Raw genomic sequence first — 23,321 nt, forward strand, 5'->3', positions numbered from 1 at the left:
TGGCATGCCGCATTGCTGCGGACTTACGCCAAGGATCGCAAAGCGCCCCGCAGGCTAGTGCGGGGCGCTTACATGCTTATAAGCGTGGGGAGTTTAGTTCTCCTCGTCGGCGGCGTCCTCTTCGACCTCGCCGAAGTACTGCTCAACATCGACCTTGTTGCCGTCCTCGTCCTTGACCTCTACGCGGCAGATGGCGGCAGCGAGCGCCTTGCCACGGCGGACATCGGCGAAGAGGTTGCCGATCTGGCCGTTGGACTGGATCTGCTGGATGAAGGTGTTTGGATCCATGCCGTAGGACTGAGCGGTGAACAGGATGTGGTCAGTCAGCTCCTGCTGGGATACCTCTGGCTGCTCTTCGTCAGCAACGGTATCTAGGAATAGCTGGGTGCGTACGGACTCTTCAGCCTGCTCGCGGGACTGCTTGTCAAACTCCTCGCGGGTGGTTCCCTGAGCCTCAAGCAGCTGTGCCAGTGCCTTCTCGTCGTGAGCCAGCTGGCCCAGGATCTGGTGGAGCTGGTTGTGAACCTGCTCCTCAACGACTGCCTGTGGAAGCTCGAACTCAACCTCAGCCAGTGCGGCCTTCAGGACCTCGTCGCGGATGTCTACGGCCTGCTGGGACTTCTTCTGCTCCTCCACGTTGGACTTGGTGGACTCGCGCAGCTCCTCGATGGTGTCAAACTCGGACGCCATCTGTGCGAACTCATCATCCAGCTCAGGAAGCTTGCGCTCCTTGGTCTGCTGAACGTGGACCTTGATGGTCGCTTCCTTGTCCTTGTACTCGCCACCGGCAAGGGTGGTGGTGAACTCAGCGTCCTCGCCGGACTTCATGCCGCGCAGAGCGGTGTCCAGGCCCTTGATGAGGTTGTCATCACCGATCTGGTAGGACAGGCCTTCAGCCGCCATGTCCTCGATTTCCTTGCCGTCAACCTCAGCCTTGATGTCAATGATGCCGAAGTCGCCGGTCTTCATCTTGCGCTTGGTGTCCTTCATCTCACCGAAGCGGGAAGCAAGGTTCTCCAGCTCCTTCTCGACGTCCTCATCGGAGACCTCAAGGGTAGGTACGGTGACCTGCAGCTTGGAGAAATCAGGGACCTCAATCTCCGGACGGATGTCCACCTCAGCGGTGAACTCTACGAAGTCCTTGTCCTCGATCTTGGAGATGTCCACGTCAGGCTGGCCGATGACCTTGAGGTCATTTTCCATGACGGCCTGCTCGTAGCGGGTAGGAAGCATGTCATTGACTACCTGCTCCAAGATTGGGCCACGGCCGAAGCGCGCGTCAATGAGCTGGCGCGGAGCCTTGCCCTTGCGGAAGCCTGGAATATTAACCTGCTGCGCGATGGCCGCGTAGGCCTGGTCAATCTCCTTGTCCAGCTCTGCGAATGGAACATTAACGGTGAGCTTAACGCGGGTGTCGCTCAGCTTGTCGACGGTGGTCTTCACGAGTAACTCTCCTGGGCTCTCATTGAAAAATAAATTTAAACAAAAAAGGGGCCTGGGCAACCCACCGATGGGTTATCCCAGACCCCCATACGTCGGGGCGACAGGATTTGAACCTGCGACCCCCTGCTCCCAAAGCAGGTGCGCTACCAAACTGCGCCACGCCCCGTATGTACGGTGTTTGTTGTACGGGTTGAAAGCTTACAACGAAACAACCCTAACACAAAATCGCAACCAAACCGGCACGTCAACCTGCATTTTGGGAACCTGACAACCCCGCGAGTTGCCGCTTTTAAGCGCCAAACCGCGGGGTTAATCACCTAGCAGCACCGGGAGGCGGGATTAGCCTCTTGCTCATCATATTTTGCCTTCCAGAATTCTTTCTTGGTTGGCACGGGCCGCTCTGGGTGGCGGGCCCGGATATGCGCCACATACTTTTCGTAAGACTTATCCCCCACCAACTCACCCATGTACCACCACACAGTCTTGGCGGCGCGGGATACGGCGGAAACGGTTGATATTACGGCCGCCATTTAATGCCCCACATGCTGGTCTGGGAAACGGGCGTTCCAGGCCTCGACGAGCGGCTTTTCAGCGTCGCTGACCGCCATGCCTGCAGGCGCAAAGTAAGCGGATGGGGTGAAAGGCTCCTCGGTAGTTTCCGGGGCCTGGCCAGCCTCGTACTGGCGGGCGGCCTTGAAGGCCACGACCACGCAGATGACAACCACGATGGCCACCAGGATGGCGTATAGGGCCGATAGCGAGCCCTGGACGGCGGTGTTTCGGATGACCGTGTCAATTTCCTCGGCGGTCTTAGCGGTGCCAAATTCGGTCAACCCCTGGGCCTTGGCGTCGCGGAAGGACGCGTTTTGGGCCCAGTATCCAATCGATGGGTTGTCATGGAAGATCTTCTGGAAGGAAGCGTAGAAGGTCACCACCACGTCCCAGACCAGCGGAATTCCCGGAACCCAGAGGTACTTGTAACCGGTCTTCTTAGCCACGACCACCAGGATGAGGCCCAGCGCGATTGCGGCCAGCAACTGGTTAGCAATACCGAACAGCGGGAAGAGCATGTTGATGCCGCCCAGCGGGTCGGTAACACCCATCAGCAGGATGGCGCCCCAACCGGCACACACGATGATGGTGGAAATCCATGCACCAATCTTCCAGTGGGGGTCCTTGAACTTGCCCAGGCCCGGGATGGAGCCAAAGGTGTCAGAGATGAGGAATCGGGCCACGCGGGTACCCGCGTCGATGGTGGTGAGAATGAACAGCGCCTCAAACATGATGGCGAAGTGGTACCAGAAGGACTGCAGCGCATCGTTGCCGAAGATGTCAGTCAGAATCTGTGACATACCGAACGCGAAGGTGGGCGCACCGCCCGTTCGGGAGATGATGGATGGCTCGCCGATATTCGCGGCGGCGGTCGCCAGCAGCGCGGGGTCAATGTCAGGGCCGTTCAGGCCCAAGCCGTTGACGTATGCCGCGGCGGCCTCGGGGGTGCCACCGGTCAGGCCCGCGGGTGCGTTCATGGCGAAGTACAGGTGCTGGTCGATGATGCAGGCGGCAATCAGCGCCATGATGGCCACGAAGGACTCGATGAGCATGGAGCCGTAGCCGATCATGCGCATCTGAGATTCCTTCTCTACCATCTTCGGGGTGGTGCCGGAGGAAACCAGCGCGTGGAACCCGGAGAGCGCACCGCAGGCGATGGTGATAAATAGGAATGGGAAGAGGTCACCAGCAAAGACTGGGCCGGTGCCGTCCAGCGCAAACTGGGTCACGGCCGGCATCTGCAGGGCAGGACGGTCGATGAGGATACCCACCGCCAGCAGGCCAATGACGCCGATCTTCATGAAGGTGGACAGGTAGTCACGCGGCGCCAGGAGCAGCCACACCGGCAGAATCGCAGCAACCAGGCCGTAGATAATGAGGCACCAGGCAAGGGCGACCTTGGACAGGGTAAACCAGTCCTGGCCCCATTCGGTTTCGGCCACCCAGCCGCCGCCGATGATGGCCACAACCAGCAGGACCACACCGATGACGGAGGTCTCAGCCACCGCACCCGGGCGCAGGTAGCGCATGTATAGGCCCATGAAGATAGCGATGGGGATGGTCATACCGATGGAGAACACGCCCCAGGGGGACTCGGCCAGGGCGTTGATTACAACGAGGCCCAACACCGCGATCAGCATGATCATGATGGTGGCAATGGCGAACATGCCAATCGCGCCGCCGAAGGTGCCGATCTCATCCTTCAGCATCGTGCCCAGGGAGCGGCCCCGGCGCCGGGTAGAGATCCACAGCATCAGGTAATCCTGCACCGCGCCGGCCAGGATCACGCCGATGATGATCCATAAGGTGCCCGGCAGGTAGCCCATTTGCGCGGCCAAGATTGGCCCCACGAGCGGGCCGGCGCCCGCGATAGCGGCGAAATGGTGGCCAAAGAGCACGCGGCGGTCAGTCGGAAGGAAGTCCTTGCCGTCATTGTCGTACTCCGCCGGCGTAGCGCGATCAGCCCGCGGCTTCACGATGGAGAGCTCGATAAAACGCGCATAGAACGTAAACGCGATGATATAAGAACCCACGGCGGCCAGAACCAGCCACATTGCGTTGACGGTTTCGCCGCGGGAAAAGGCCACAAAGCCCCAGCCCAAAGCGGCCAGGATGGCGATGATGCCCATAATGATGCGGGTCTTGACGGACATTGGACGGTTGTCCTCGACGCCCACTGGCAGATCAGTGGCGTCAGTGTAGACGTATTTCACCCCTTCGGGCGGGTTCGCCAGGTTCGGATCCTGGCGCACAGGCGTGGACATTGGCAGCCCTCTTTCAAGTGTGATGTATCCAGATTTCGCCATCAATATTCCACTGAATGAGACCTTCTGTCCATTTTGTGAGATTTTTTCCATAATTCGGACGGCCCCGGCTACCCCCAACCGCGGGAGGGACGCATCACCACTCCACGGCGCCCAGCAACCCCGTCCAGGCAAAGAAAAAGCCGCACCCGCGACCAAAAGTCGAGGATGCGGCCACGCCTGCCCGCTTAAGAGCCGTCTACACCAGCGGCGCGAGTACGGACGGGCTAGAAATCGAATCCAAAATCGAACAGCCCGCCGCCGTCACCCCCGTCGCCGCCGAAGAATCCGCCGTCATCACCCCCGAAGTCGCCGCCGTCATCGCCGCCCAAGTCTCCCGCGTCCTCACCGCCGACGTCGCCGCCGGCGTCACCGCCCCAGTCGCCAGCGGCCGCCTCCTCGCCGGAGTAGGCCACGCCGGACATGCCCATGAACATGGCGTTGAACATCATGGAATAGCCCATAAACCACACGCCGGTGGTCAGAGCGTCCGCCCACCACGGGCGGGAGTACCAGCCGGCCGGCACGGGGCGTCCCGCAATGGTGCCGCCCGGATAATAGTTAGGCGTTTCATCCGACGCATACGGCGAGGCCGTCAGCGTCTGCCCATCCGCCTCGATGGTGCGCTTTTCCGTTACCTTGCCCGCCGCGCGCTGGCCCTCCAACGGCGGCAGCTCGGGGCCGGGGGTCATTCCCATAATTTCGCGGGCAGCATTGACATAGTGCATGCCTTCCAGCGCGGACTCGCGAGCCAACTTGGCCTGCTTGGCTGTGGTCGCGCGCGCGATGGCGGAGTTGGCGGCGGTGAAACGCTCGGAGGCGTCGGCCATAGCCTGCGTCGAGGCGGCGTCCGTGCCGGAAATGCTCATGACCTGGCCGCCGAGGCGCTCAATCCAGCGACGCGCGTCAGCCTGCGCGTCCTCAAGCTGGGCCTGCTCGCGCTCGGCCTCACGCTTTTTATTCCCGCGCGAGCTCAAGTACCACGCGCCACCGCCAACGATGGCCACCAACAGGAGAGGTTCCACGTACGTGCCTCCACTACTTTGCGTTCGAACTACTACCCTTACCAACGCACTCCAGCCCCATTTAGTTCCCGCGCTAACCGGGCCATTTTTAACTTCGCTGGTGCATGCGCTAAAATTCTTAATCACTGTCATGAAGCGGCGTCGATAAGGCGCCTTCAGGACGGCAGTGGGAATGTCGTATAGTGGCTAATACCTCAGCCTTCCAAGCTGAAGACGCGGGTTCGATTCCCGTCATTCCCTCCACTTTCTCCCCGCGAGCCGGATACCGGCCGCGGGGTTTCGCGTACGGGCGGGTGTAGCCAAGCGATCCCGAGGGTTGCGCGCCCCCCTTTCCTTTGCCCGGCCTTGACGCTAACCTGTGAGCATGAACACACCTTCCGAGCAGACGGCAGCAGACCAAGAGCGCAACAGGGCGGCCATCGACGCGTATGCGGCGCAGGCCAAAGCCACGTATGAGGCGTTCTCCTCGGAGTTTTCCTCCGAGCATAAGCCCTGGTCCATCCCCTGGCTCAATGATTTCGCCGAATATGTTGCCGCCCACCCAGACGCCTTCCCCGAGGAGCAATTAGCGCAGTATTTGGGCCAAGGCCTGGTGGAAAACCACGATGGGCGCTGGGGCGTGCTGGACCCGGATGGCAAGGACATGGGCGTTTTTAATAAGGAAGGCTCGGGCCTGACACCGGTGGCGGAGCACGCCCGCGACATGCTTGAGGGCAAGGGCACTGGGGACTTCGGGGACTTTTGGTTAAATTTCACGCACCCTTAGGCCCACGCCCCGGCCTGGATACACCTCCCCTCGCTTTTGCGTACCCTGGGCCACATGACCACTTCAGTACCAACAGTAAAGCTCAATGACGGCCGCGAAATCCCGCAGCTTGGATACGGCGTATTCAAGGTGGATCCGGCCGAGACCAAGCAACTCGTGGCAGAAGCCCTGCGGGTGGGCTACCGCCACATTGACACCGCGGCCATCTACGGCAACGAGGAGGGCGTGGGCCAGGCCATCGCGGAATCCGGAATCCCGCGTGAGGAACTGTGGATTACCACCAAGTTGTGGAATGACCGCCAGACCGATGCGGCCGCGGCGCTGGACGAATCCCTGGAGAAGCTGGGCCTCGACTACGTCGATCTGTACCTCATCCATTGGCCAACCCCTGAGAAGGGCACCTACGTGGAGGCGTGGAAGCAGCTCATCGAGCTGCAGAAGTCCGGCAAGGCCCGCTCGATTGGCGTATCCAACTTCTTCCCGGAGCACCTGGACGAGCTGGAGAGCCAAACGCCCGTGACCCCAGCGGTAAACCAAATCGAGCTGCACCCATACCTGCAGCAGTGGAAGGACATCGACGCGGCCCGTTCCCACGGAATCATGGTGGAAGCCTGGGGTCCCCTGGGCCAGGGCAAGTCAGACCTGCTTGAGCAGCCTGAGATTACCGAGGCCGCCGAGGCCCACGGCGTAACCCCCGCCCAGGTGGTCATCCGCTGGCACCTGCAAAACGGCACCATCGTCTTCCCGAAGTCCGCCAACCCAGAGCGCATCGCGGAGAACTTTGACGTCTTTGACTTCGAGCTCAGCGATTCGGAGATGGCCGGAATCACCGGCCTCGACCGCGGCGAAGAGGGCCGCGGCGGCGCACACCCGTTGGAATTTAACTAATCGCCGCCCCCGAAGCGGCAACGCCCCCGCCGGGTAAAGATAATCGCCCCAGGCTCACGAGCGGAGCCAGGGGCGATTCACACGGTTTTCGTTAGCCCACCTGCGGGGCCTTTTCCTACAAGGTCTTTGCTTCGGGTACCTCTGGGGCGATGCCAGTGCGCTCATAATCGGCGAGGATGTCGATGCGGCGCTGGTGGCGCTCCTCGCGGGACCACTCCTGGTCCAGGAAGGCGTCGACTATAGCCAGCGCCTCCTCCTCGGAGTGCATGCGCCCGCCAATGCCAATGAGCTGGGCGTTGTTGTGCTCGCGGGCCAGGCGCGCGGTCTCAACGGACCACGCAAGCGCGCAGCGCGCGCCCTTTACCTTATTGGCTGCAATCTGCTCACCGTTGCCGGAACCGCCCAGCACAATGCCCAGGGAACCCGGGTCGTTGACCGTGCGGGCGGCCGCCTCGATGCAGAACGCCGGGTAGTCATCCTGTGCATCATATTCGTGTGCGCCACAGTCAATGACTTCGTGGCCTTGGCTTTTCAGGTGCTCGGCGATGGCATTTTTCGTCTCGAAACCTGCGTGGTCTGCTCCTAGATATACGCGCATAGTTCTATATCTTACACGTGCGGCATTTCCGTACGGGTGCGCTTGAGCTCAAAGAAATACGGGTACTCGGCCAGGCGGACGGCGGCGTCGAAAATCTCGCCGGCCTCTTCGCCCTCCGGGATGCGGGTAATGACCGGGCCAAAGAAGGCGGTATCCCCCAGCTTGACGACCGGGGTGCCCACCTCATCGCCCACGGAGGAGATGGCGGATTCGTGGAATGCGCGCAGCTGGCCGTCCGCGTCCTCGGTGTTGGCGACGTCGGCAAGAGCTGCGTCTAGCCCGGTACGCCGCAGGGCCTCGGCAATCACATCATCGTAAGCGCCGTAGCCCCCTCGGCCGGAATTGTCCTCACGGTGCACGATGGTGCCCATGGTGGTGTAAAGCTCATCGACCTTGTCCGGCTGCTCCGTGGCCACCTTGGCAAACACACGGGCCGGCCCCCAGGCCGCCTTCATCTTTTCCGTGTAGGTAGCATCCAGCTCGCGGCCGTCATTGAGGACCGCCAGGGACATGGGGATGAATTCCACCTCAATATCGCGGACCTTCTCAACTTCCTTGATCCAGCGGGAGGTCACCCACGCGAACGGGCAGGTCACATCGAACCAAAACTTCACCGGGGTTGCCATTGACACTCTCTCTTTCGTCTATTCGGTGGTCAGTCTCACACCAGCCTAGCCGCGCGCGTACCCTGGATGCAGAATTATTTACCGGCTAACACTGCATTGAAGGAGATTTTCCGCCCTATGACCTCAGTAAACCTGACCCACGTCGAGGCCCAGCAGCGCTCCCAGCTCATAGACGTTGATAACTATGACGTCCACCTGGACCTGACCGGCTCAGAAACCCACTTCACCTCCACCACCGTGGTGACCTTTAGCGCGCGTGAGGCGGGTTCCACGTTTATTGACCTGCGCGGCGAGTCCGTGAGCGAACTGACCCTGGACGGCAGCGCGCTGGAGACCGCCGGCTATGACCCGGCGGCGGGCATCGCGCTGAACAACCTCACCGCCGGTGCCCACGAGCTCAAGGTGGTGGCCCAAATCCCGTACTCCCGAACCGGCGAGGGCCTGCACCGCTTCGTGGATCCCGCGGACGGCAACGTCTACCTCTACACCCAGTTTGAGACCGCGGACGCCAAGCGGGCCTTCGCCTGCTTCGACCAGCCGGACATGAAGGCCACCTACGACCTGGCGTTTACCACGCCCGCGGACTGGAAGGTCATCACCAACTCCCCAGTGACCCGGCAAGCTCAGGGGGATAACGTGGTCCACCGCGCGCGGGTGGATTACCAACTGTCCACCTACCTCATCGCCCTGTGCGCCGGCCCCTACCATGAGATTACGGACGCCTGGACCGGCGAGCTGACCCATCACCCAGAGACCCCGGCGGGCCAGCCCACCTCCATTGAGGTCCCCCTGGGCCTATACTGCCGCCAGTCCGTCGCGGATCACCTGGACGTAGAGCGCCTGTTCACGGAGACCAAGCAGGGGTTTGACTTCTACCACCGCAATTTCGGCTTCGCGTACCCGTTCGGTAAGTATGACCAGATATTCGTTCCGGAATTCAACGCCGGCGCCATGGAGAATGCCGGCTGCGTCACCATCCGTGACGAGTACGTCTTTACTACCCAGGCCTCCCACTACCTCTACGAGCGCCGCGCGGACACCATCCTCCATGAGCTGGCCCACATGTGGTTCGGCGACCTGGTGACCATGCAGTGGTGGGATGACCTGTGGCTCAATGAATCCTTCGCCACCTGGGCGGCGGCCATTTCCCAGGCGGAGGAAACCGAGTATGACACGGCGTGGGTCACCTTCGCCAACGTCGAGAAGTCCTGGGCTTACCAGCAGGATCAGTTGCCAACCACCCACCCCATCTCCACCGACGCATCCGATATTGAGACGGTAGAGCAGAACTTTGATGGCATCACCTACGCCAAGGGCGCGTCCGTGCTCAAGCAGCTGCAGGCATACGTGGGCCGCGAGGAGTTCTTTGCCGGCGTGCGTCGCCACTTCGCCGCGCACCAGTGGTCCAACGCCACCTTCGCGGACCTGTTGGGCCACCTGGAGGAGGCCTCCGGCCGCGACCTGAGCTTCTGGGCCAGCCAGTGGCTCAAGACCACCGGCATCAACACCCTGCGCGTGGTCACGAAGGAAAAAGACGGGGTTATTACCTCTGCGTCCCTGCTGCAGGGCGGCGATCCGCTGCGCACCCACCGCGTCGGCGTGGGCGTCCATGCCCTAGTCGATGGCGCGGTCAAGCGCACCAAGCGCATTGAGCTGGACATCGATGGTGAGTCCACGGAAATTGCGGACCTGGTGGGCCTGCGCGTGGAGGACTGCGAATTCATTCTGCCAAACGATGAGGATTTGACCTATGCCCTGCTGGAGCTGGATGAGCGCTCACTGGAATTCCTCATCAACAACATCGACAAGTTTGAGGACCCCATGGCCCGCACCCTGTGCTGGTCCACCGCGTGGGAGATGACCCGCGCCGGCACCATGCGCGCGCGTGATTTCGCGGCGCTGGTGGCCAAGGGCGCGGCGGCCGAGACTGAGCTTGCGGTGCTCGAGCGCATCATCATGCAGGCCACCACGGCGCTGGATGCCTACGCGGATCCCGCCTGGGCCGAGGCCGAGGGCTACGCCCACCTGGCGCAGGCCCTCCTGGACGGCACCGATACGGATAACCAGCAGCGCTACATTGTCTTCGCCAACGCTTTGACCAAGCTTCCGCTCACGAAGGCCACGCGCGCATTCTGCCGGGACGTGCTGGAAAACGGGACCGATCAGGGCCTGCGCTGGAAGGCGATTGCGGCACTTTCCGCCGACGCCGCCTTGCCCGACGCCCCCTCCACCATCGCCGCCGAGCTTGAGCGCGATAAGTCCTCCACCGGCCGCTCCTCTTCACTGCGCGCGCTGGCCGCGATTAATACGGATGAAAACAAGCGCGCCGTGTGGGATGAGTTCATGGGCGGGCAGCTGTCCAACCTCGAGCTGCGCCACAAGCTGGAGGGATTTACCTACCCCGGCGCCACCAAGCATTTGAACGGCATGAATGAGGAGTACTTCGACAAGGCGGAGGAGATCTGGACGTCGAATTCTTCCGAGATTGCCCAGGCCACCATCAACGGCGCGTTCCCAAGCTGGGACGTCAGCGAAAAGGCGCTCGCGCGGGCGGATAAATTCCTCGAGCGCGAGCTGGCCGGCGGCCTGCGCCGCATCGTCACCGAGCAGCGCGACCGTGTGGCCCGAGCCCTGCGAAACCGCCGGGTAGACGCGTCCTAAGGCTCCGCTAGCGGCCCGGGCGTGCCCAGGGATTAAAGCTCTTTCACTTTGATGAAGGAACTTTAATCCCTTTTTCGTTGCCTTTTGTTTTCCCGTCGCGATACTGGTTAGTAGCAAAATGAAAGGATTGGAGCCCACCTCATGTCTCAAAGGATTAGGACCTACGCCCCATGGATAGCGGGCGGAGCGCTCATCGCCGCTATCGGCGGCGGCGCCTACGGCTTGACGAATTCCACCAAGGTGCCGGCCGTGGACTCCACGCAGGAAACCATCAGCCTGGTGGTCGAGCCCTCTGCAACCGCACCGAGCGGCGAGACTAACGAGCCCTCCGCCGCGAGTGAAACTCCGTCAACGAAGAAGCAGCCTACGCCACCCCCCACTGCGCAGGCACCTGGCGGTACCCCGGCCCCACAAGTCCAAAGCAATAACGGGCAGGTAGCCCCCTATATTCCACCTCCCAACATCCAGACCTGGGGCGATGACGACTGGGATGATGACTGGGGTGACGATTGGGACGATGATGGGGATGACGATTAATGACTAAGGCGCACCGGCAAGATGGCTCGCTGAGGCTTCGCATCCTGGTTCCGGTCATCCTGACGGTCCTGACCGTGCTGGGCACCATGTTCCTGTTTACCCGCGCCGCCCTTTTGGGCGAGGTCACCGATGGCGCCAATAGAGACATAGTCCAGGAATTGGATGAACTCGAGCGGTTCGTGGAGGATTCCTCCCGCCCGGAATCCCCACTCGCCTTTGGTACCGCCCGGGAATTGGTGACCTATTACATCTCCCACCAGATCCCCGGGGATAAGGAGACCATACTGGGCATCGTGGAGGGCCGCGGAGTCATCCAGCCCGATTTAAGCCAAATGGGACCCAACCATCCGGCGCCCCTAGCGTTGGATGCGCCCATCATCGCCGAGATCACCACGTCTCCGCATCCTTCCGGGGTGTTTGATTCCCCTGAGCGCGGCCAAAGCCACTGGGGGCGCGTGCAGATTGAGACCGGCCCCGGCGGGGAGCCCGTGACCTTCGCCGTCATCTCGTTTGTCCAGGACGGAATCGATAACGCCGAGCGCCAGGTCCGCTGGCTCGGCCTCATAGGCTTGGGCTTGTCCCTCCTAGCCGTGGTAGCCGTATGGCTGGTGGTCAACCGCATCCTGCGCCCAATCCAGGATCTTGAGGCGGTGTCTTCTTCCATCTCCAACTCTGATCTCACCTCCCGGGTTCCGGTCCACAGCAACGATGAGATTGGCCGCCTGGCCTCCACCTTCAACGCCATGCTGGACCGGCTCGAAACGGCCTACCGCGACCAGCGCACGTTCGTCGATGACGCGGGCCACGAGCTGCGCACCCCCATCACGGTGGTGCGCGGGCAGCTGGAGCTGCTGGAAAACAGCACACCGGAGGAGCAAAAGCGTTCCGTGGCCCTGGCCACCGCCGAGCTGGACCGCATGTCCCGCATGGTCAATGACCTGTTAATCCTTGCGGTCTCCGACGCGGGCACGCTGGTCAAGGGCGCGGACGTAGACGTCGCCGAGCTCACCATCGATATCGAGGACAAGGCGGAGACCCTCTCCCCCCGCATCCAGCTGGTGGAGGTGGCGGAGGGCCAGGCCTTCCTCGACGAGCAGCGCATCACCCAGGCCGTGCTGGAGCTATGCCGCAACGCGCTGCGTTACAGCGAGGGCGCGGTGGAGGTTGGATCCTCATTGGATTCGTCCAACTTCGAGATTTGGGTCAAGGATTCCGGGCAGGGTATCGCCCCGGACAAGCAGGGAAGCCTCTTCGCGCGCTTCTCGCGCGGCGAGCAGCCCGGCGCGGCCCGGCCGTCCGGCGCGGGCTTGGGGCTGTCCATCGTCGACGCCATCGCCAAGGCCCACGGCGGCACGGTCCGCGTGGATTCCGAGGTTGGCAAGGGCTCGCAATTTACCATCGTGATTCCGCGTTTCAGCACCACCCCCGCCGCCTAGCCTGCGGGGGCCAGAAGTTACCGATAGAAGATATATGACCGGGAAAGGGAGAACATGCCACGTATCTTGATTGCCGAGGATGACCGCGGTATTTCTGACTTCATCTCGCGCGGCCTGCGCGGTGAAGGATACGAGTGTGACGTTGTTGAGGCCGGCCCCAACGCTTTCGCCGCGGCCCGTTCTGGCGACTATGACCTTGTGATCCTGGACCTTGGCCTGCCGCACATGGACGGCGCCGACGTGCTGGAGCAATTGCGCGCCCTGGGCGTGCGTATCCCCATCATTGTGCTGACCGCGCGCACCAATATCGAGGACCGCGTCCGCAGCCTCGAAGGCGGCGCGGACGATTACATGCCGAAGCCATTCCAGTTTGCGGAATTGGCCGCACGGGTGCGCCTGCGGCTGCCGCGCCCGGGTACCGGCTCCGCCAATGAGGAAGACTCCATGGCCCTAACCCACGGTGACATGACCCTGGACCTGCGCGCACAGCGCGTGCAGCTGGGAGGGAAATGGAAGGACTTATCGCGCCGCGAGACCGCTCTGCTTGAGGCCTTCCTCCGCCACCCCAATGAGGTGTTATCCCGCGCCCAGCTGCTCGAAATGGTGTGGGAGATCGGTTTTGACCCGGGTTCCAACGTGGTGGATGTCTACGTGCGCACGCTGCGCAAGAAGGTTGGCTCGCAGCGAATCGAGACCGTGCGCGGTTCCGGCTACCGCTTGGCACCGGCGGATGAGTAACGGGGCGGGGCCTCTCCCCCCCACAACGCTTGACTAGCGTGAAGCCTTGAGGCGCTTGCGATCCGCCAGCTCGATGCGGGGGCGGACCTGAACTTCGGTGAGTTGTGTCGAGGGGCCAGCGTCGATGACGGCGCGCACTGCACGGGCCACCTCGACCGGCTCAATGACCTCTGCAGGATCGTAATCCTGAAGGCCGGCGAGCATCGGCGTATCCACCGGGCCCGGGGCCACAGAGCTAACCCGGATGCCCAGTTCCGCCTTGCGCAGGGAACCGGCCAGGGCGTAGAGGGCGTGTTTGGTCGCGGCGTACACCGCGTTATCCGGAAGGTCCGCGCGCCCCGCGCCGGAGTTGATGAAGATGACGGTGGCCTCGGCGGCGCGCAGGGCGGGAAGATAGCGGCGGGTAAGCTCCGCCGGAACGTGGACGTTGATGTCCATGTGCCTGCGCCAATCGGCGGGGGTGGCCTCCTCGACGGACATGCGGTGCGCGATGGCCGCGGAGTGGACGAGCACTTTCACCTCATCCAGCTCCGGGAGGCCGAGTTCGCTCAGGGGCTTGCCCGGCGAATCCAGGAGGTCCAGCAGGTCTGCCTGCACGGTGGTCACGCCGTCAATGGCGGCCAGCCGCGCCAATTCCTCGGCATTGCGGCCCACCGCGTACACGGCGTAATCCCGGGACAGATCCGCCACCATTTCCTTTCCCATGCCGCCGGTGGCTCCGGTGATGATCGCATTGCCCTTTTTGTTTGCCATTTAAACTATCTCCTTGCCTGTACGTAGCGCATAAGCTCTATGCTGCGGAAATCTCCTATACTGATCTGCATCCACTCTACTTAAACCCCCTATCCCCTCATCCGGAAAGGTTCTCAATACACGTGACTGCAACCATAGCCATTGTTGGTTCTGGCCCACGCGGAATTTCCGTTCTTGAGCGTTTGGCCTCCTACTTAAACGCCATGGAGACCATTCCGGAGCTGACAGTCCACCTCATTGATGACGCCCGCCACGGCTCGGGCAGGGTGTGGGATGCCGGGCAAACGCGGAACCTGTGCATGAACACGCTGGCGCAGAACATGACCCTGTTCACCGAGCCGGGCGCCACCGTCGGCTCCCCGGTTTTGGAAGGCCCCACGCTTTTCGAGTGGGTGAAGCTGCTGCGCGGTGACCGCTCTGCCATCTCCACCATGAAAGTGCGCCTTTATGACTCCTACCGGCCTGACCCCAAGGTCGCCAAGGAGTTCGCGGAAGAGATCGCCACTATCAAGGCATGGTCCCATCCCTCGCGCGCGCTGTGCGGCGCCTATTTCAACTGGGCCCTGCATGTGGCCACCATCTTGCTGCCCAGGGAGGTAACGCTGGTCCACCACTTTGCGCGCCTAGAATCCATTCAGACGGGCGCTGACCGCGATATCCTCAGCCTGTCTGATTCCTCCATTGTGGAGGCGGACGCCACCGCGTTGGCCTCCGGATGGATCTCCCCTGGGCTCAGCGATGAGGAAGAGAGGCTGGCCGCGGCGGGGCTGAACTGGATCCGCCCGGATAACCCGCTGGATCAGCCGGTCCATAAGCTCCCCGAGGGCGGGGACGTTTTAGTACGCGGCCTGGGCATGGGCTTCTTCGATGTCATGACGCTTCTCACGAAGGCCCGCGGGGGCAGGTACGAAAGGGATTCGTCGAGTTCCAGCGGGTTGAAGTACGTCCCGGCCGGCGGGGAGCCCACCTTGTATGTTGCCTCGAACCGGGGCTACCCGTTCTTGCCGAAGTCCGAATATGGCGCAATGCCTCCACGGGCCAACCTGGAGCGCTTCGAGCGCACCGCGGAGACGGTCAGGGACGCAGGCCAGATCGACTTCGCCGCGCAGCTGTGGCCCGCCATCGTCCGCGATGCATTCGCGGCGTATTACACCCGGTTAAGCGAGACGGCCCCCGGCGCCCTGCTTACCTCATTGACGGAAATTATTGCCGCGATTGACGGCGTGGATCTAGAGGCCCGCGCGGATACGGCGGACGCTGTGGCGGTTCCCCAGGCGCTGACCCATGCCCTGGCGGAACTGACCACCAAACCTCTAGACCTGGCGCACCTGTTCAACCCGTTGGGAGGCTTCGAAGGCGATATAGACGCCCTTACGCAACGCATCGCGGCGGGCGTGGGGGAAGACATCGTGGAGGCTGAGCGCGGGTACGCCTCCCCCGTCAAGGCGGCGCTGCGGGTGCTGTCCGAGGCGCGCCGGCCGGCCTCCATCATCGGCTCCGAGGGGCACTTCACCTGGGAATCCCGTACGGGCGCGTACGCCCAGTTCGCGGCCGTGGGACAGATGGTCGGTTCCGGCCCACCGCTGTTTCGCACCCGTGAGCTGCTCGCCTTGATTGAGGCCGGGTTCGTAAAGTTCGTGGGCCCCGGCGCAGAAGTGCTCATCGAAAAAGACGCGTTCGTTTTAAAATCCGGCGAGCGCGAGGCCCGTTCCGCGACGCTCATCGACGCGTGGATGCACCACCCAGACATTCGCATACCGGCGGATGACCTGACTCGGTCCATCCTGGATGCGGGGCGCGTCCGCCCCTTTAGGGACAATGGCCACAGCACCGGCTCCCCGGAGGTTGACCCCGCCACGCGGCTCACGGTCAATGCGGACGGCAGCCTGGATAGGCGCCTGCACATCGTGGGCATCCCCACCTACGCGCAGCTGCCGGCCACCACCATCGCACCCATGTCCGGAACGGATTCTTTGATGCTACAGGAAACGGACAAGACCGCCCGTTCCCTGCTGGTGTCGAGCGGAGTAATCTAGCTACCTAGGGCGTCGAAGGCCTGTTGTAGATCCGCCAGCAAATCGTCAATGTCCTCGATGCCGATGGACAAACGCACTAGGTCCGCCGGCGGCACTAGTTCGGAGCCCTCGGCGGAGACGTGCGTCATGGTCTGCGGGTGCTCAATTAGTGATTCCACCCCGCCTAGGGACTCCGCCAGGCAGATGAGCCTGGTATTCAGGCACAGCTGGCGCGCGTGCTCCGGGTTGGCCAAGCGGATGGAAATCATGCCGCCGAAACCCGTCATCTGCTTCGCCGCTAGTTCATGGCCCGGGTGAGAAGGCAAACCCGGGTACAAAACCTGGGCAACCTCATCGCGGGCTTGTAGGAATTCGGCAACCGCCTGGGCGTTGGCGCAGTGGCGGTCCATGCGCACTCCGAGGGTCTTGATGCCGCGCGCGGTGAGGTAGGCGTCGAACGGGGATGACACGGCGCCGACGCAGCCCTGGAAGTAGAGGAGGGAGTCGTCGGTCGAGGCGCAATTGGTCACCACCGCGCCGCCCAGCACGTCGGAGTGGCCGCCCAGGTACTTGGTGGTGGAATGCACCACGAAATCGGCGCCGAGGTCCAAGGGCCTCTGCAGGTACGGGGTGGCAAAGGTATTGTCCACGGCCACCTTGGCATGGCCCTTGACCGCGGCGACCGCGGCGATGTCCGTAATATTAAGCGCCGGGTTGGTGGGGGTTTCCAACCAGATAAGCTTGGTGTTTTCCCGCAGCGCGGCCTCCACCGCCGCCACGTCGGTGGTATCAACGATGGACAGCTCAACGCCCCACTGGCCCAAGTCATTGGCTATAAGGCGGTAGGTGCCACCATAGGCATCATTGCCCAAAATTATGTGATCGCCCGGGCGCAGGACGATGCGCAACAACGCGTCCGCCGCGGCCATGCCCGAGGCAAAGACCCGGGCGTGCTCAGCGCCCTCGAGGGCGGCGAGGGTCTTTTCTAACGCTCGAACGGTGGGGTTGGCCACTCGGCCGTACTCGAAGCCGCCTCGCAGCTGGGCCAAGCCGTCCTGCGCGAAGGTGGTGGAGGCGTAGATTGGCGTGTTGATGGATCCCATGTATGAATCAGGCTCGTAGCCTGCATGGATGGCGCGGGAGCTAAACCCCTTGGCAAGCTGCTGCTTGGTTGCGTCACTAGTGCCAGTCACGAAAAGCCTTTCTCTTATGAATCAATCTCCGCCCATACTAGACCAAGCGGTCCATCATCCTTAGCGATTAGCCTTTTATATTCACCCGTCCTCCCGGGGGCGGCGGGAGATATTCGCCTAGAATCGGAAACCATGAGCACTGCAACGAAAGCCCCAACTGTTGAAGATTTAAGCGAAAGCGCCTCTCAAGCCACAGATGAAGCCGTAGACGCCGTTTCGAGTTGGTGGGACAACCCGCTCACCCAGGAATGGCTGGTCCGCAAGCCCATTATGATCCTCATCATTTTGGTGATCGCCATCGTGGGCCATTGGTTCCTCTACCGCCTCATCCGCCGCATCGCCGGCGAAACCATCCGCAAGGGAGGGCTCAATAACAAAGCCATACCGCGCATCAACCTCACCTGGGAGGGGCGCGGTCCGCGCCTTTCACGCCGGCAGCGCCAGCGGGAGGAACAGCAGCTCAAGGCCATGGACAAGGCGCGCGAGGAACGCCGCGTCTCCCGCATCGAAACCCTCGCCAGCGTGGCCCAATCCGCCGCGGGCATCTTTGTGTGGGTCTGGGCCTCGCTGGCCATCCTGTCTGAAATCGGCGTCAACGTGGCCCCACTTATCGCCTCGGCCGGTGTTGCCGGCGTGGCGCTTGGTTTTGGCGCCCAGTCCCTGGTCAAGGACTTCCTCTCCGGCATCTTCATGCTCCTTGAGGACCAATACGGCATCGGGGACACCATCGACCTGGGCAACGGCGCCTTCGGCACGGTCGAGGAGATCTCCCTGCGCATCACCACCGTCCGCGATATTGACGGCGCGTTGTGGTACGTGCGCAACGGTGAAATCCTCCAGGTAGCCAACCACTCCGATGAGTATTCCGTGGCGCGCATCCAGATTCCTGTGGCCCACGCCAACGATCAAGACGAGGTCCTCGGCGTCATCAAGGAGGGCATTGCCAGGGGCGCTCAGGACGAGGAAATCAGTGGACTACTCCTGGAGGAGCCGCAGGTTCTGGGCATTTCGGACTTCGCCGTGGATCACGTCTCCTACCGCGTGGTGGTCAATACCCTGCCGGGGCGCCACTGGGAGGTGCAGCGCGTCTTGCAGTCCGCCGCACTCGATGCCCTCAACGAACATGACATCGCCACGCCGTACCCGAAGGGCAAGGCGGCGCTGTTCAATGGCGAGGAGGAGTAAGCATGCAGATTGACCGCGGTAAACCAGTCAATGTTTTCGAAGAGGTTGGCGGGTGGCCGACCTTTGAAAAACTCGTCGCGGGGTTCTATCAGCGCGTTTCCTCCGACGACATCCTAGGCCCCATGTATCCCGAGGATGATATGGACGGCGCCAGGGATCGCCTCACCTGGTTCTTGGGCCAGTATTGGGGCGGCCCCCAGCTCTTTACCGCCGAGCGCGGTCATCCAGCGCTGCGGATGCGGCACGCCCGCTTCACCATCGACGACGCGGCCGCCAAGCGCTGGCTGAAGCTGATGGGCGAGTCACTCGATGAGATCGACGAGGAGACCATCGCCCCGGCCTATCGCGCCATTATGTGGGAGCACATGGAGCGCGTGGCGAACATGCTCATCAACCACAACCCGGCGTTCCACCAATAGGGCGGGGCCGCGTGGCGCGAATGCTGGGCTAATCCCGCCAGCCGAAGGCCGCGCGAACCGGCTCAGAGACCAGCTCGCCGCCGCGCGTCATGACGCCCGGGGCCAGGCCCGGGAAGCGCCCGATGGCCCCCTCAACGCCCTGGGCGGCCACCGCGCGGATATACGGCAGGGTGACGGAGTTGAGCGCGCGGGTGGAGGTATTGGCCACGGCGCCCGGCATATTGGCCACGCAGTAAAAGAGCGTGTCGTGGACCTTGTAGGTCGGCTCATCATGGGTGGTCTTGTGCGAATTCTCAAAGCAGCCGCCCTGGTCGATGGCCACATCCACTAGGACCGCACCCTTCCTCATGCGCTTGACCATGTCCTCGGTGACCAGCTTTGGGGCCTTGGCGCCGGCCACCAAGACCGCGCCGATGACCAGATCCGCCTGAGTGACCTCCGCTTCCAGCGTGGCCGGGTCCGAAATCTGGGTGCGCACGCGCCCCTGGTACTGCTCATCGAATGAGGCGAGCACGTGGGGGTCGAGGTCCAGCACGGTGACCTCGGCGCGCAGGCCCGTGGCCATGGCCACCGCGGAAGCCCCCACGGCGCCACCGCCGATGACCACCACGCGGGCCGGTTTGGTACCCGGCACTCCGGATGGCAACACGCCGCAGCCGCCTTGGGTGGACAGCATGTGGTGGGAGCCTTCTATCACGGCCAAGCGGCCGGCGACCTGCGACATGGGAGTTAGCAGGGGAAGGCTGCCGCGCGGATCCGTCACCGTCTCGTAGGCAAGGGATGTGACCCCGGAGTCCACCAACGCCTGCGTCAGCGGCCTGGACGCGGCGAGGTGAAGGTAGGTAAAGAGAATCAGGTCCGGGCGCAGGAAACCATATTCCTCGGCTAGGGGTTCTTTCACCTTGAGCAGCAGTTCCGCCTCGGCCCAGGTTTCCTCCGCGGAGGCCAGAACGTGGGCGCCGGCGGCCTCATAGTCTGAGTCTTCAAAGCTGGCGCCGAGTCCGGCCCCGGACTGGACGTAGACCTCGTGGCCGTCGGCGATGAGGGTCGCGGCCGAAGATGGGGTCAGCGCAACACGGTTCTCATTGTTCATGATTTCCGCGGGTACCGCGATTTTCATGTCACACTCCTTCGCGTAAATGATGTGGGCCACACCACGATAACGCGGAAATGACTTTCGCGCCGCGGGACGCACAAACCCAGCGACCCTTAAGGCGCCCGGCCCGCAGGCGCCCGAAGTCCCATCTACCCGCTGCTTTTAGCGCTAGAACAGGGACAGCCCCGAGGACCGGTAGATGGTGCCAAAAGGTGCATCGACGCGCAGCCAGCGCCCGCGCCTGGCCACGCGCAGGTGGCGCGGGATATCCAGCGGCGCGGAAAAGCGCGGGATAAGCCCCAGAGAGGTACACGCGAAGATCACGCGCATGGGCACGTCGGCGCTGGCCCCGGAATCCTCATTGGTCACCGTGATGACGGTCTGGTTCAGCAGGCTGGCCGGCGGGCCCAGCGGCCCTGAGAACTGGCGGGCTAGCGCCTGGCCCTGGTCGGCCAGTTGGCGGACCACGTCCACGGGAACGATGTCTATTTGCTCAAAACCCTGGGCCGGCGGCAGAGCGCCCGGCCAGGATGGGTCCCGGGCGGGCCCCAGGTCCAGGGTGACGGGAATGGGCGCGCCGGAGTCCTTTTCCCCCTCAGCGGCATCCTCCAGCGCCGAATTCTCCTGGAGCGCGCCGAGCGTGGCCTGGGCGGAGACCACCGCGCCATCGCGCGAGGCTTGGCCCCGCACGCGGCGGGAGGCCACCACCTCGAAAGGCGTGGTGACGAAGACGTCCACCCCCTGCTCGTCGATCTGCCGCAAGCGCGCGGAGGCGGTTGCGTCCAGCCCCACCGCGCGTGCAAGAAGGGCCTGGAGTCCAGGTCCTCCCCCGTCGATCCGGAGGGATTCATTAACCATGGCTTCCAGGCCCTTTCTTTAGTTTGGGTATGAGACGGAGAAATCCTTTAGAGGATGTCCCCGAGGCCGGAGTCCGCCTCGGTGGCGGCGTCCGTTTCATCGGCGTCGATGAGGATGGCTTTTTCCTCATCGGTCAGTGGACGCGGCTTCTGGGTCTTCACGTCTACCGCCACCTGCACGCACTCAACCACACAGGCCACGCTGCCGTGCTTGTCCTTGATTTCCTGGCGGGTGACGAAGGACGTGTTGCCGATCTCCACGACCTGGCTGTCCACCTGCAGCTCCGTAGTACCCTCAGGCTCCACTGGCTTGCGGAAATCAATGTCCAGGTGGCGAACGAAGGCCGCGAATTCCCTGCCCTGGGAGAAGAAATTGTGCTCCGCCCACGCCAGGCGGGCCTCCTGGGCAATCTCGACGTAGTTGGCATTCATCAGGTGGCCGTAGCGGTCAAAGTCCGCCCAGCGGACGGCCACGCGATGGGTGTGGATAGCCGATTGAGTCATGCGTACTCCTTAACGAGTCAGCTTGCGGTGGGTAACGCGGGACGGGCGAGCTGCTTCCTCACCCAGGCGCTCTACCTTGTTCTTCTCGTAGTCTCCGAAGTTACCCTCGAACCAGAACCACTTGCCCTCTTCCACGTTGCCCTCCCAGGCGAGGATGTGGGTGCAGGTGCGGTCCAGGAACCAGCGGTCGTGGGAAATAACAACCGCGCAACCGGGGAACTTCTCCAGCGCATTTTCCAGGGAACCCAGGGTCTCAACGTCCAGGTCGTTAGTAGGCTCGTCGAGGAGGATCAGGTTGCCGCCCTCCTTGAGCGTCAGCGCAAGATTCAGGCGGTTGCGCTCGCCACCGGAGAGAACCTTGGAAGGCTTTTGCTGATCGGGGCCCTTGAAACCGAACGCGGACAGGTACGCACGCGATGGCATTTCGTTCTGGCCAACGTGGATGTAGTCCAGGCCGTCAGAGACCACTTCCCAGACGGTGGCCTCAGGGTCGATGTTCTCTCGGTTCTGGTCGACGTAGGACAGCTTGACGGTCTGGCCCACCTTGACCTCGCCGGAATCCGGCTGCTCCAGGCCAACCATGGTCTTAAACAGGGTGGTCTTACCCACGCCGTTGGGGCCAATAACGCCGACAATGCCGTTGCGAGGCAGCGTGAAGGACAGGTCCTTAATCAAGACGCGATCATCGAAGCCCTTGGTCAGGTCGATAGCCTCAATGACCTGGTTACCCAGGCGTGGAGGGGTAGGGATCTGGATCTCTTCGAAGTCCAGCTTCCTGTACTGCTCGGCTTCTGCAACCATCTCCTCATAGCGCTGCAGACGGGCCTTGTTCTTGGCCTGGCGAGCCTTGGCGCCGGAACGGACCCATGCCAGCTCTTCCTTCAGGCGCTTTTGCAGCTTCTGGTCCTTCTTGCCGGCGACCTCGAGGCGCTGGGCCTTGGTCTCCAGGTAGGTGGAGTAGTTGCCCTCGTATGGGTAGAGCTTGCCGCGGTCCACCTCACAGATCCAGCCCGCGACGTGGTCCAGGAAGTAACGGTCGTGGGTCACGGCCAACACGGCGCCCTTGTAATCGGCCAGGTGCTTCTCCAGCCACTGGACGGACTCGGCGTCAAGGTGGTTGGTTGGCTCGTCGAGAAGAAGCAGGTCCGGCTCACTCAGCAACAGCTTGGCCAGCGCGACGCGGCGGCGCTCGCCGCCGGAGAGGTTGGTTACCGGGGCGTCGGACGGAGGGCAGCGCAGAGCCTCCATGGCCTGCTCGATCTTGGAGTCAACCTCCCACGCGTCGGCGGCGTCTAGCTCCTCCTGGAGCTTGCCCATCTCTTCCATGAGCTCATCGGTGTAGTTGGTGGCCATTTCCTCGGCAATCGCCTCGAAGCGCTGCTTCTTTTCGAAAATCTCACCAAGACCCTCTTCCACGTTGCCACGGACGGTCTTTTCCTCATTCAGAGGCGGCTCCTGCAGCAGGATGCCAACGGTTGCGCCCGGGTCCAGGAAGGCCTCACCGTTGGACGGCTGATCCAGGCCGGCCATGATCTTCAGGATGGAGGACTTACCAGCGCCGTTAGGGCCCACGACGCCGATCTTGGCGCCCGGGTAAAAGGCCATGGTGACGTTGTCCAAAATGACCTTGTCACCGATGGCCTTGCGCACGTTTTTCATCGTGTAGATGAACTCGCCCATGATTCCCCTTTTTTCTTAGGTAGTGGGTGTAAAGCTTTTTATCACT

The 23,321-nt window shown here is 62.6% G+C and carries 21 protein-coding genes and 2 tRNA genes; 10 read left to right on the forward strand and 13 right to left on the reverse strand.

The features are described 5' to 3' along the window. Nucleotides 1–93: 93 nt before the first annotated feature. The 5 genes from tig to CENDO_RS08755 form a co-directional block, all read right to left on the reverse strand. A complete protein-coding gene (gene tig / locus CENDO_RS08735) occupies nt 94–1,443 on the reverse strand; it encodes a trigger factor (protein ID WP_136141686.1) in 1,350 nt (449 codons plus the stop codon). A gap of 92 nt (nt 1,444–1,535) precedes the next feature. Next, nucleotides 1,536–1,609 (reverse strand) — tRNA-Pro (locus CENDO_RS08740). Between the two features lie 151 nt (nt 1,610–1,760). Further along, nucleotides 1,761–1,973 (reverse strand): YbdD/YjiX family protein, encoded by a 213-nt coding sequence (locus CENDO_RS08745; protein WP_136141687.1) that lies wholly within the window; start codon nt 1,971–1,973, stop codon nt 1,761–1,763. Further along, nucleotides 1,974–4,259, reverse strand: coding sequence for a carbon starvation CstA family protein (locus CENDO_RS08750; protein ID WP_136141688.1), 2,286 nt, complete (start codon nt 4,257–4,259; stop codon nt 1,974–1,976). 266 nt (nt 4,260–4,525) lie between these two features. Beyond that, nucleotides 4,526–5,323: a DUF1542 domain-containing protein gene (locus CENDO_RS08755; RefSeq protein ID WP_136141689.1), complete on the reverse strand. Its 798-nt coding sequence runs from the start codon at nt 5,321–5,323 to the stop codon at nt 4,526–4,528. 168 nt (nt 5,324–5,491) lie between these two features. Here CENDO_RS08755 and CENDO_RS08760 point away from each other — a divergent pair. From CENDO_RS08760 to CENDO_RS08770, 3 genes are all read left to right on the forward strand, one after another. Further along, nucleotides 5,492–5,566, forward strand: a tRNA-Gly gene (locus tag CENDO_RS08760). 121 nt (nt 5,567–5,687) lie between these two features. After that, entirely contained in the window at nt 5,688–6,089 is a 402-nt protein-coding gene (locus CENDO_RS08765) for a hypothetical protein (protein ID WP_136141690.1), read from the forward strand. 54 nt (nt 6,090–6,143) lie between these two features. Further along, the gene (locus CENDO_RS08770; RefSeq protein WP_136141691.1) at nt 6,144–6,977 is read left to right on the forward strand and encodes an aldo/keto reductase; all 834 of its coding nucleotides are present in this window, start codon (nt 6,144–6,146) and stop codon (nt 6,975–6,977) included. A 115-nt stretch (nt 6,978–7,092) separates the two neighbouring features. Here CENDO_RS08770 and CENDO_RS08775 read toward each other — a convergent pair whose 3' ends face one another. Further along, complete coding sequence (locus CENDO_RS08775) at nt 7,093–7,575, reverse strand: ribose-5-phosphate isomerase (protein ID WP_136141692.1); 483 nt, start codon at nt 7,573–7,575, stop codon at nt 7,093–7,095. An 11-nt stretch (nt 7,576–7,586) separates the two neighbouring features. After that, nucleotides 7,587–8,201, reverse strand: a complete 615-nt coding sequence (locus CENDO_RS08780) for a DsbA family protein (RefSeq protein WP_136141693.1) — start codon at nt 8,199–8,201, stop codon at nt 7,587–7,589. Between the two features lie 117 nt (nt 8,202–8,318). Here CENDO_RS08780 and pepN point away from each other — a divergent pair, with 117 nt between their 5' ends. The 4 genes from pepN (at nt 8,319) to CENDO_RS08800 (ending at nt 13,573) form a co-directional block, all read left to right on the forward strand. After that, nucleotides 8,319–10,862, forward strand: a complete 2,544-nt coding sequence (gene pepN / locus CENDO_RS08785; RefSeq protein WP_136141694.1) for an aminopeptidase N — start codon at nt 8,319–8,321, stop codon at nt 10,860–10,862. 141 nt (nt 10,863–11,003) lie between these two features. After that, nucleotides 11,004–11,399 carry a hypothetical protein gene (locus CENDO_RS08790; protein ID WP_136141695.1) on the forward strand — a complete coding sequence of 132 codons (396 nt, stop codon included), beginning with the start codon at nt 11,004–11,006 and terminating at the stop codon, nt 11,397–11,399. Next, complete coding sequence (locus CENDO_RS08795; protein WP_136141696.1) at nt 11,399–12,835, forward strand: sensor histidine kinase; 1,437 nt, start codon at nt 11,399–11,401, stop codon at nt 12,833–12,835. The genes CENDO_RS08790 and CENDO_RS08795 overlap by 1 nt, the downstream gene beginning before the upstream one ends. Before the next feature lie 54 nt (nt 12,836–12,889). Then, a complete protein-coding gene (locus tag CENDO_RS08800) occupies nt 12,890–13,573 on the forward strand; it encodes a response regulator transcription factor (protein WP_136141697.1) in 684 nt (227 codons plus the stop codon). Between the two features lie 33 nt (nt 13,574–13,606). Here the strand turns inward: CENDO_RS08800 and CENDO_RS08805 are convergent, their stop codons facing one another. Next, nucleotides 13,607–14,326 (reverse strand): SDR family oxidoreductase, encoded by a 720-nt coding sequence (locus CENDO_RS08805; RefSeq protein ID WP_136141698.1) that lies wholly within the window; start codon nt 14,324–14,326, stop codon nt 13,607–13,609. Nucleotides 14,327–14,448: 122 nt separating this feature from the next. Between CENDO_RS08805 and CENDO_RS08810 the strand changes: the two genes are divergently transcribed. Further along, complete coding sequence (locus CENDO_RS08810; RefSeq protein ID WP_246014254.1) at nt 14,449–16,362, forward strand: FAD/NAD(P)-binding protein; 1,914 nt, start codon at nt 14,449–14,451, stop codon at nt 16,360–16,362. Here the strand turns inward: CENDO_RS08810 and CENDO_RS08815 are convergent. Beyond that, entirely contained in the window at nt 16,359–17,534 is a 1,176-nt protein-coding gene (locus CENDO_RS08815) for a cystathionine gamma-synthase (RefSeq protein ID WP_136141699.1), read from the reverse strand. The genes CENDO_RS08810 and CENDO_RS08815 overlap by 4 nt on opposite strands. Before the next feature lie 132 nt (nt 17,535–17,666). Here CENDO_RS08815 and CENDO_RS08820 point away from each other — a divergent pair, with 132 nt between their 5' ends. Next, nucleotides 17,667–18,719, forward strand: a complete 1,053-nt coding sequence (locus tag CENDO_RS08820; RefSeq protein ID WP_136141700.1) for a mechanosensitive ion channel family protein — start codon at nt 17,667–17,669, stop codon at nt 18,717–18,719. 2 nt (nt 18,720–18,721) lie between these two features. Then, nucleotides 18,722–19,138: a globin domain-containing protein gene (locus CENDO_RS08825; protein WP_136141701.1), complete on the forward strand. Its 417-nt coding sequence runs from the start codon at nt 18,722–18,724 to the stop codon at nt 19,136–19,138. A gap of 28 nt (nt 19,139–19,166) precedes the next feature. Here the strand turns inward: CENDO_RS08825 and ald are convergent, their stop codons facing one another. From ald to ettA, 4 genes are all read right to left on the reverse strand, one after another. After that, nucleotides 19,167–20,258 carry an alanine dehydrogenase gene (gene ald / locus CENDO_RS08830; protein ID WP_136141702.1) on the reverse strand — a complete coding sequence of 364 codons (1,092 nt, stop codon included), beginning with the start codon at nt 20,256–20,258 and terminating at the stop codon, nt 19,167–19,169. Between the two features lie 144 nt (nt 20,259–20,402). Then, on the reverse strand, nt 20,403–21,092 hold the full coding sequence (locus CENDO_RS08835; protein WP_136141703.1) for a DUF8185 domain-containing protein: 690 nt from the start codon (nt 21,090–21,092) through the stop codon (nt 20,403–20,405). Nucleotides 21,093–21,139: 47 nt separating this feature from the next. Further along, nucleotides 21,140–21,595 (reverse strand): acyl-CoA thioesterase, encoded by a 456-nt coding sequence (locus CENDO_RS08840; RefSeq protein ID WP_136141704.1) that lies wholly within the window; start codon nt 21,593–21,595, stop codon nt 21,140–21,142. Between the two features lie 9 nt (nt 21,596–21,604). Next, nucleotides 21,605–23,275, reverse strand: a complete 1,671-nt coding sequence (ettA, locus tag CENDO_RS08845; RefSeq protein WP_136141705.1) for an energy-dependent translational throttle protein EttA — start codon at nt 23,273–23,275, stop codon at nt 21,605–21,607. Nucleotides 23,276–23,321: the final 46 nt, after the last annotated feature.

The sequence above is a fragment of the Corynebacterium endometrii genome (assembly GCF_004795735.1).
GTDB lineage: Bacteria > Actinomycetota > Actinomycetes > Mycobacteriales > Mycobacteriaceae > Corynebacterium > Corynebacterium endometrii.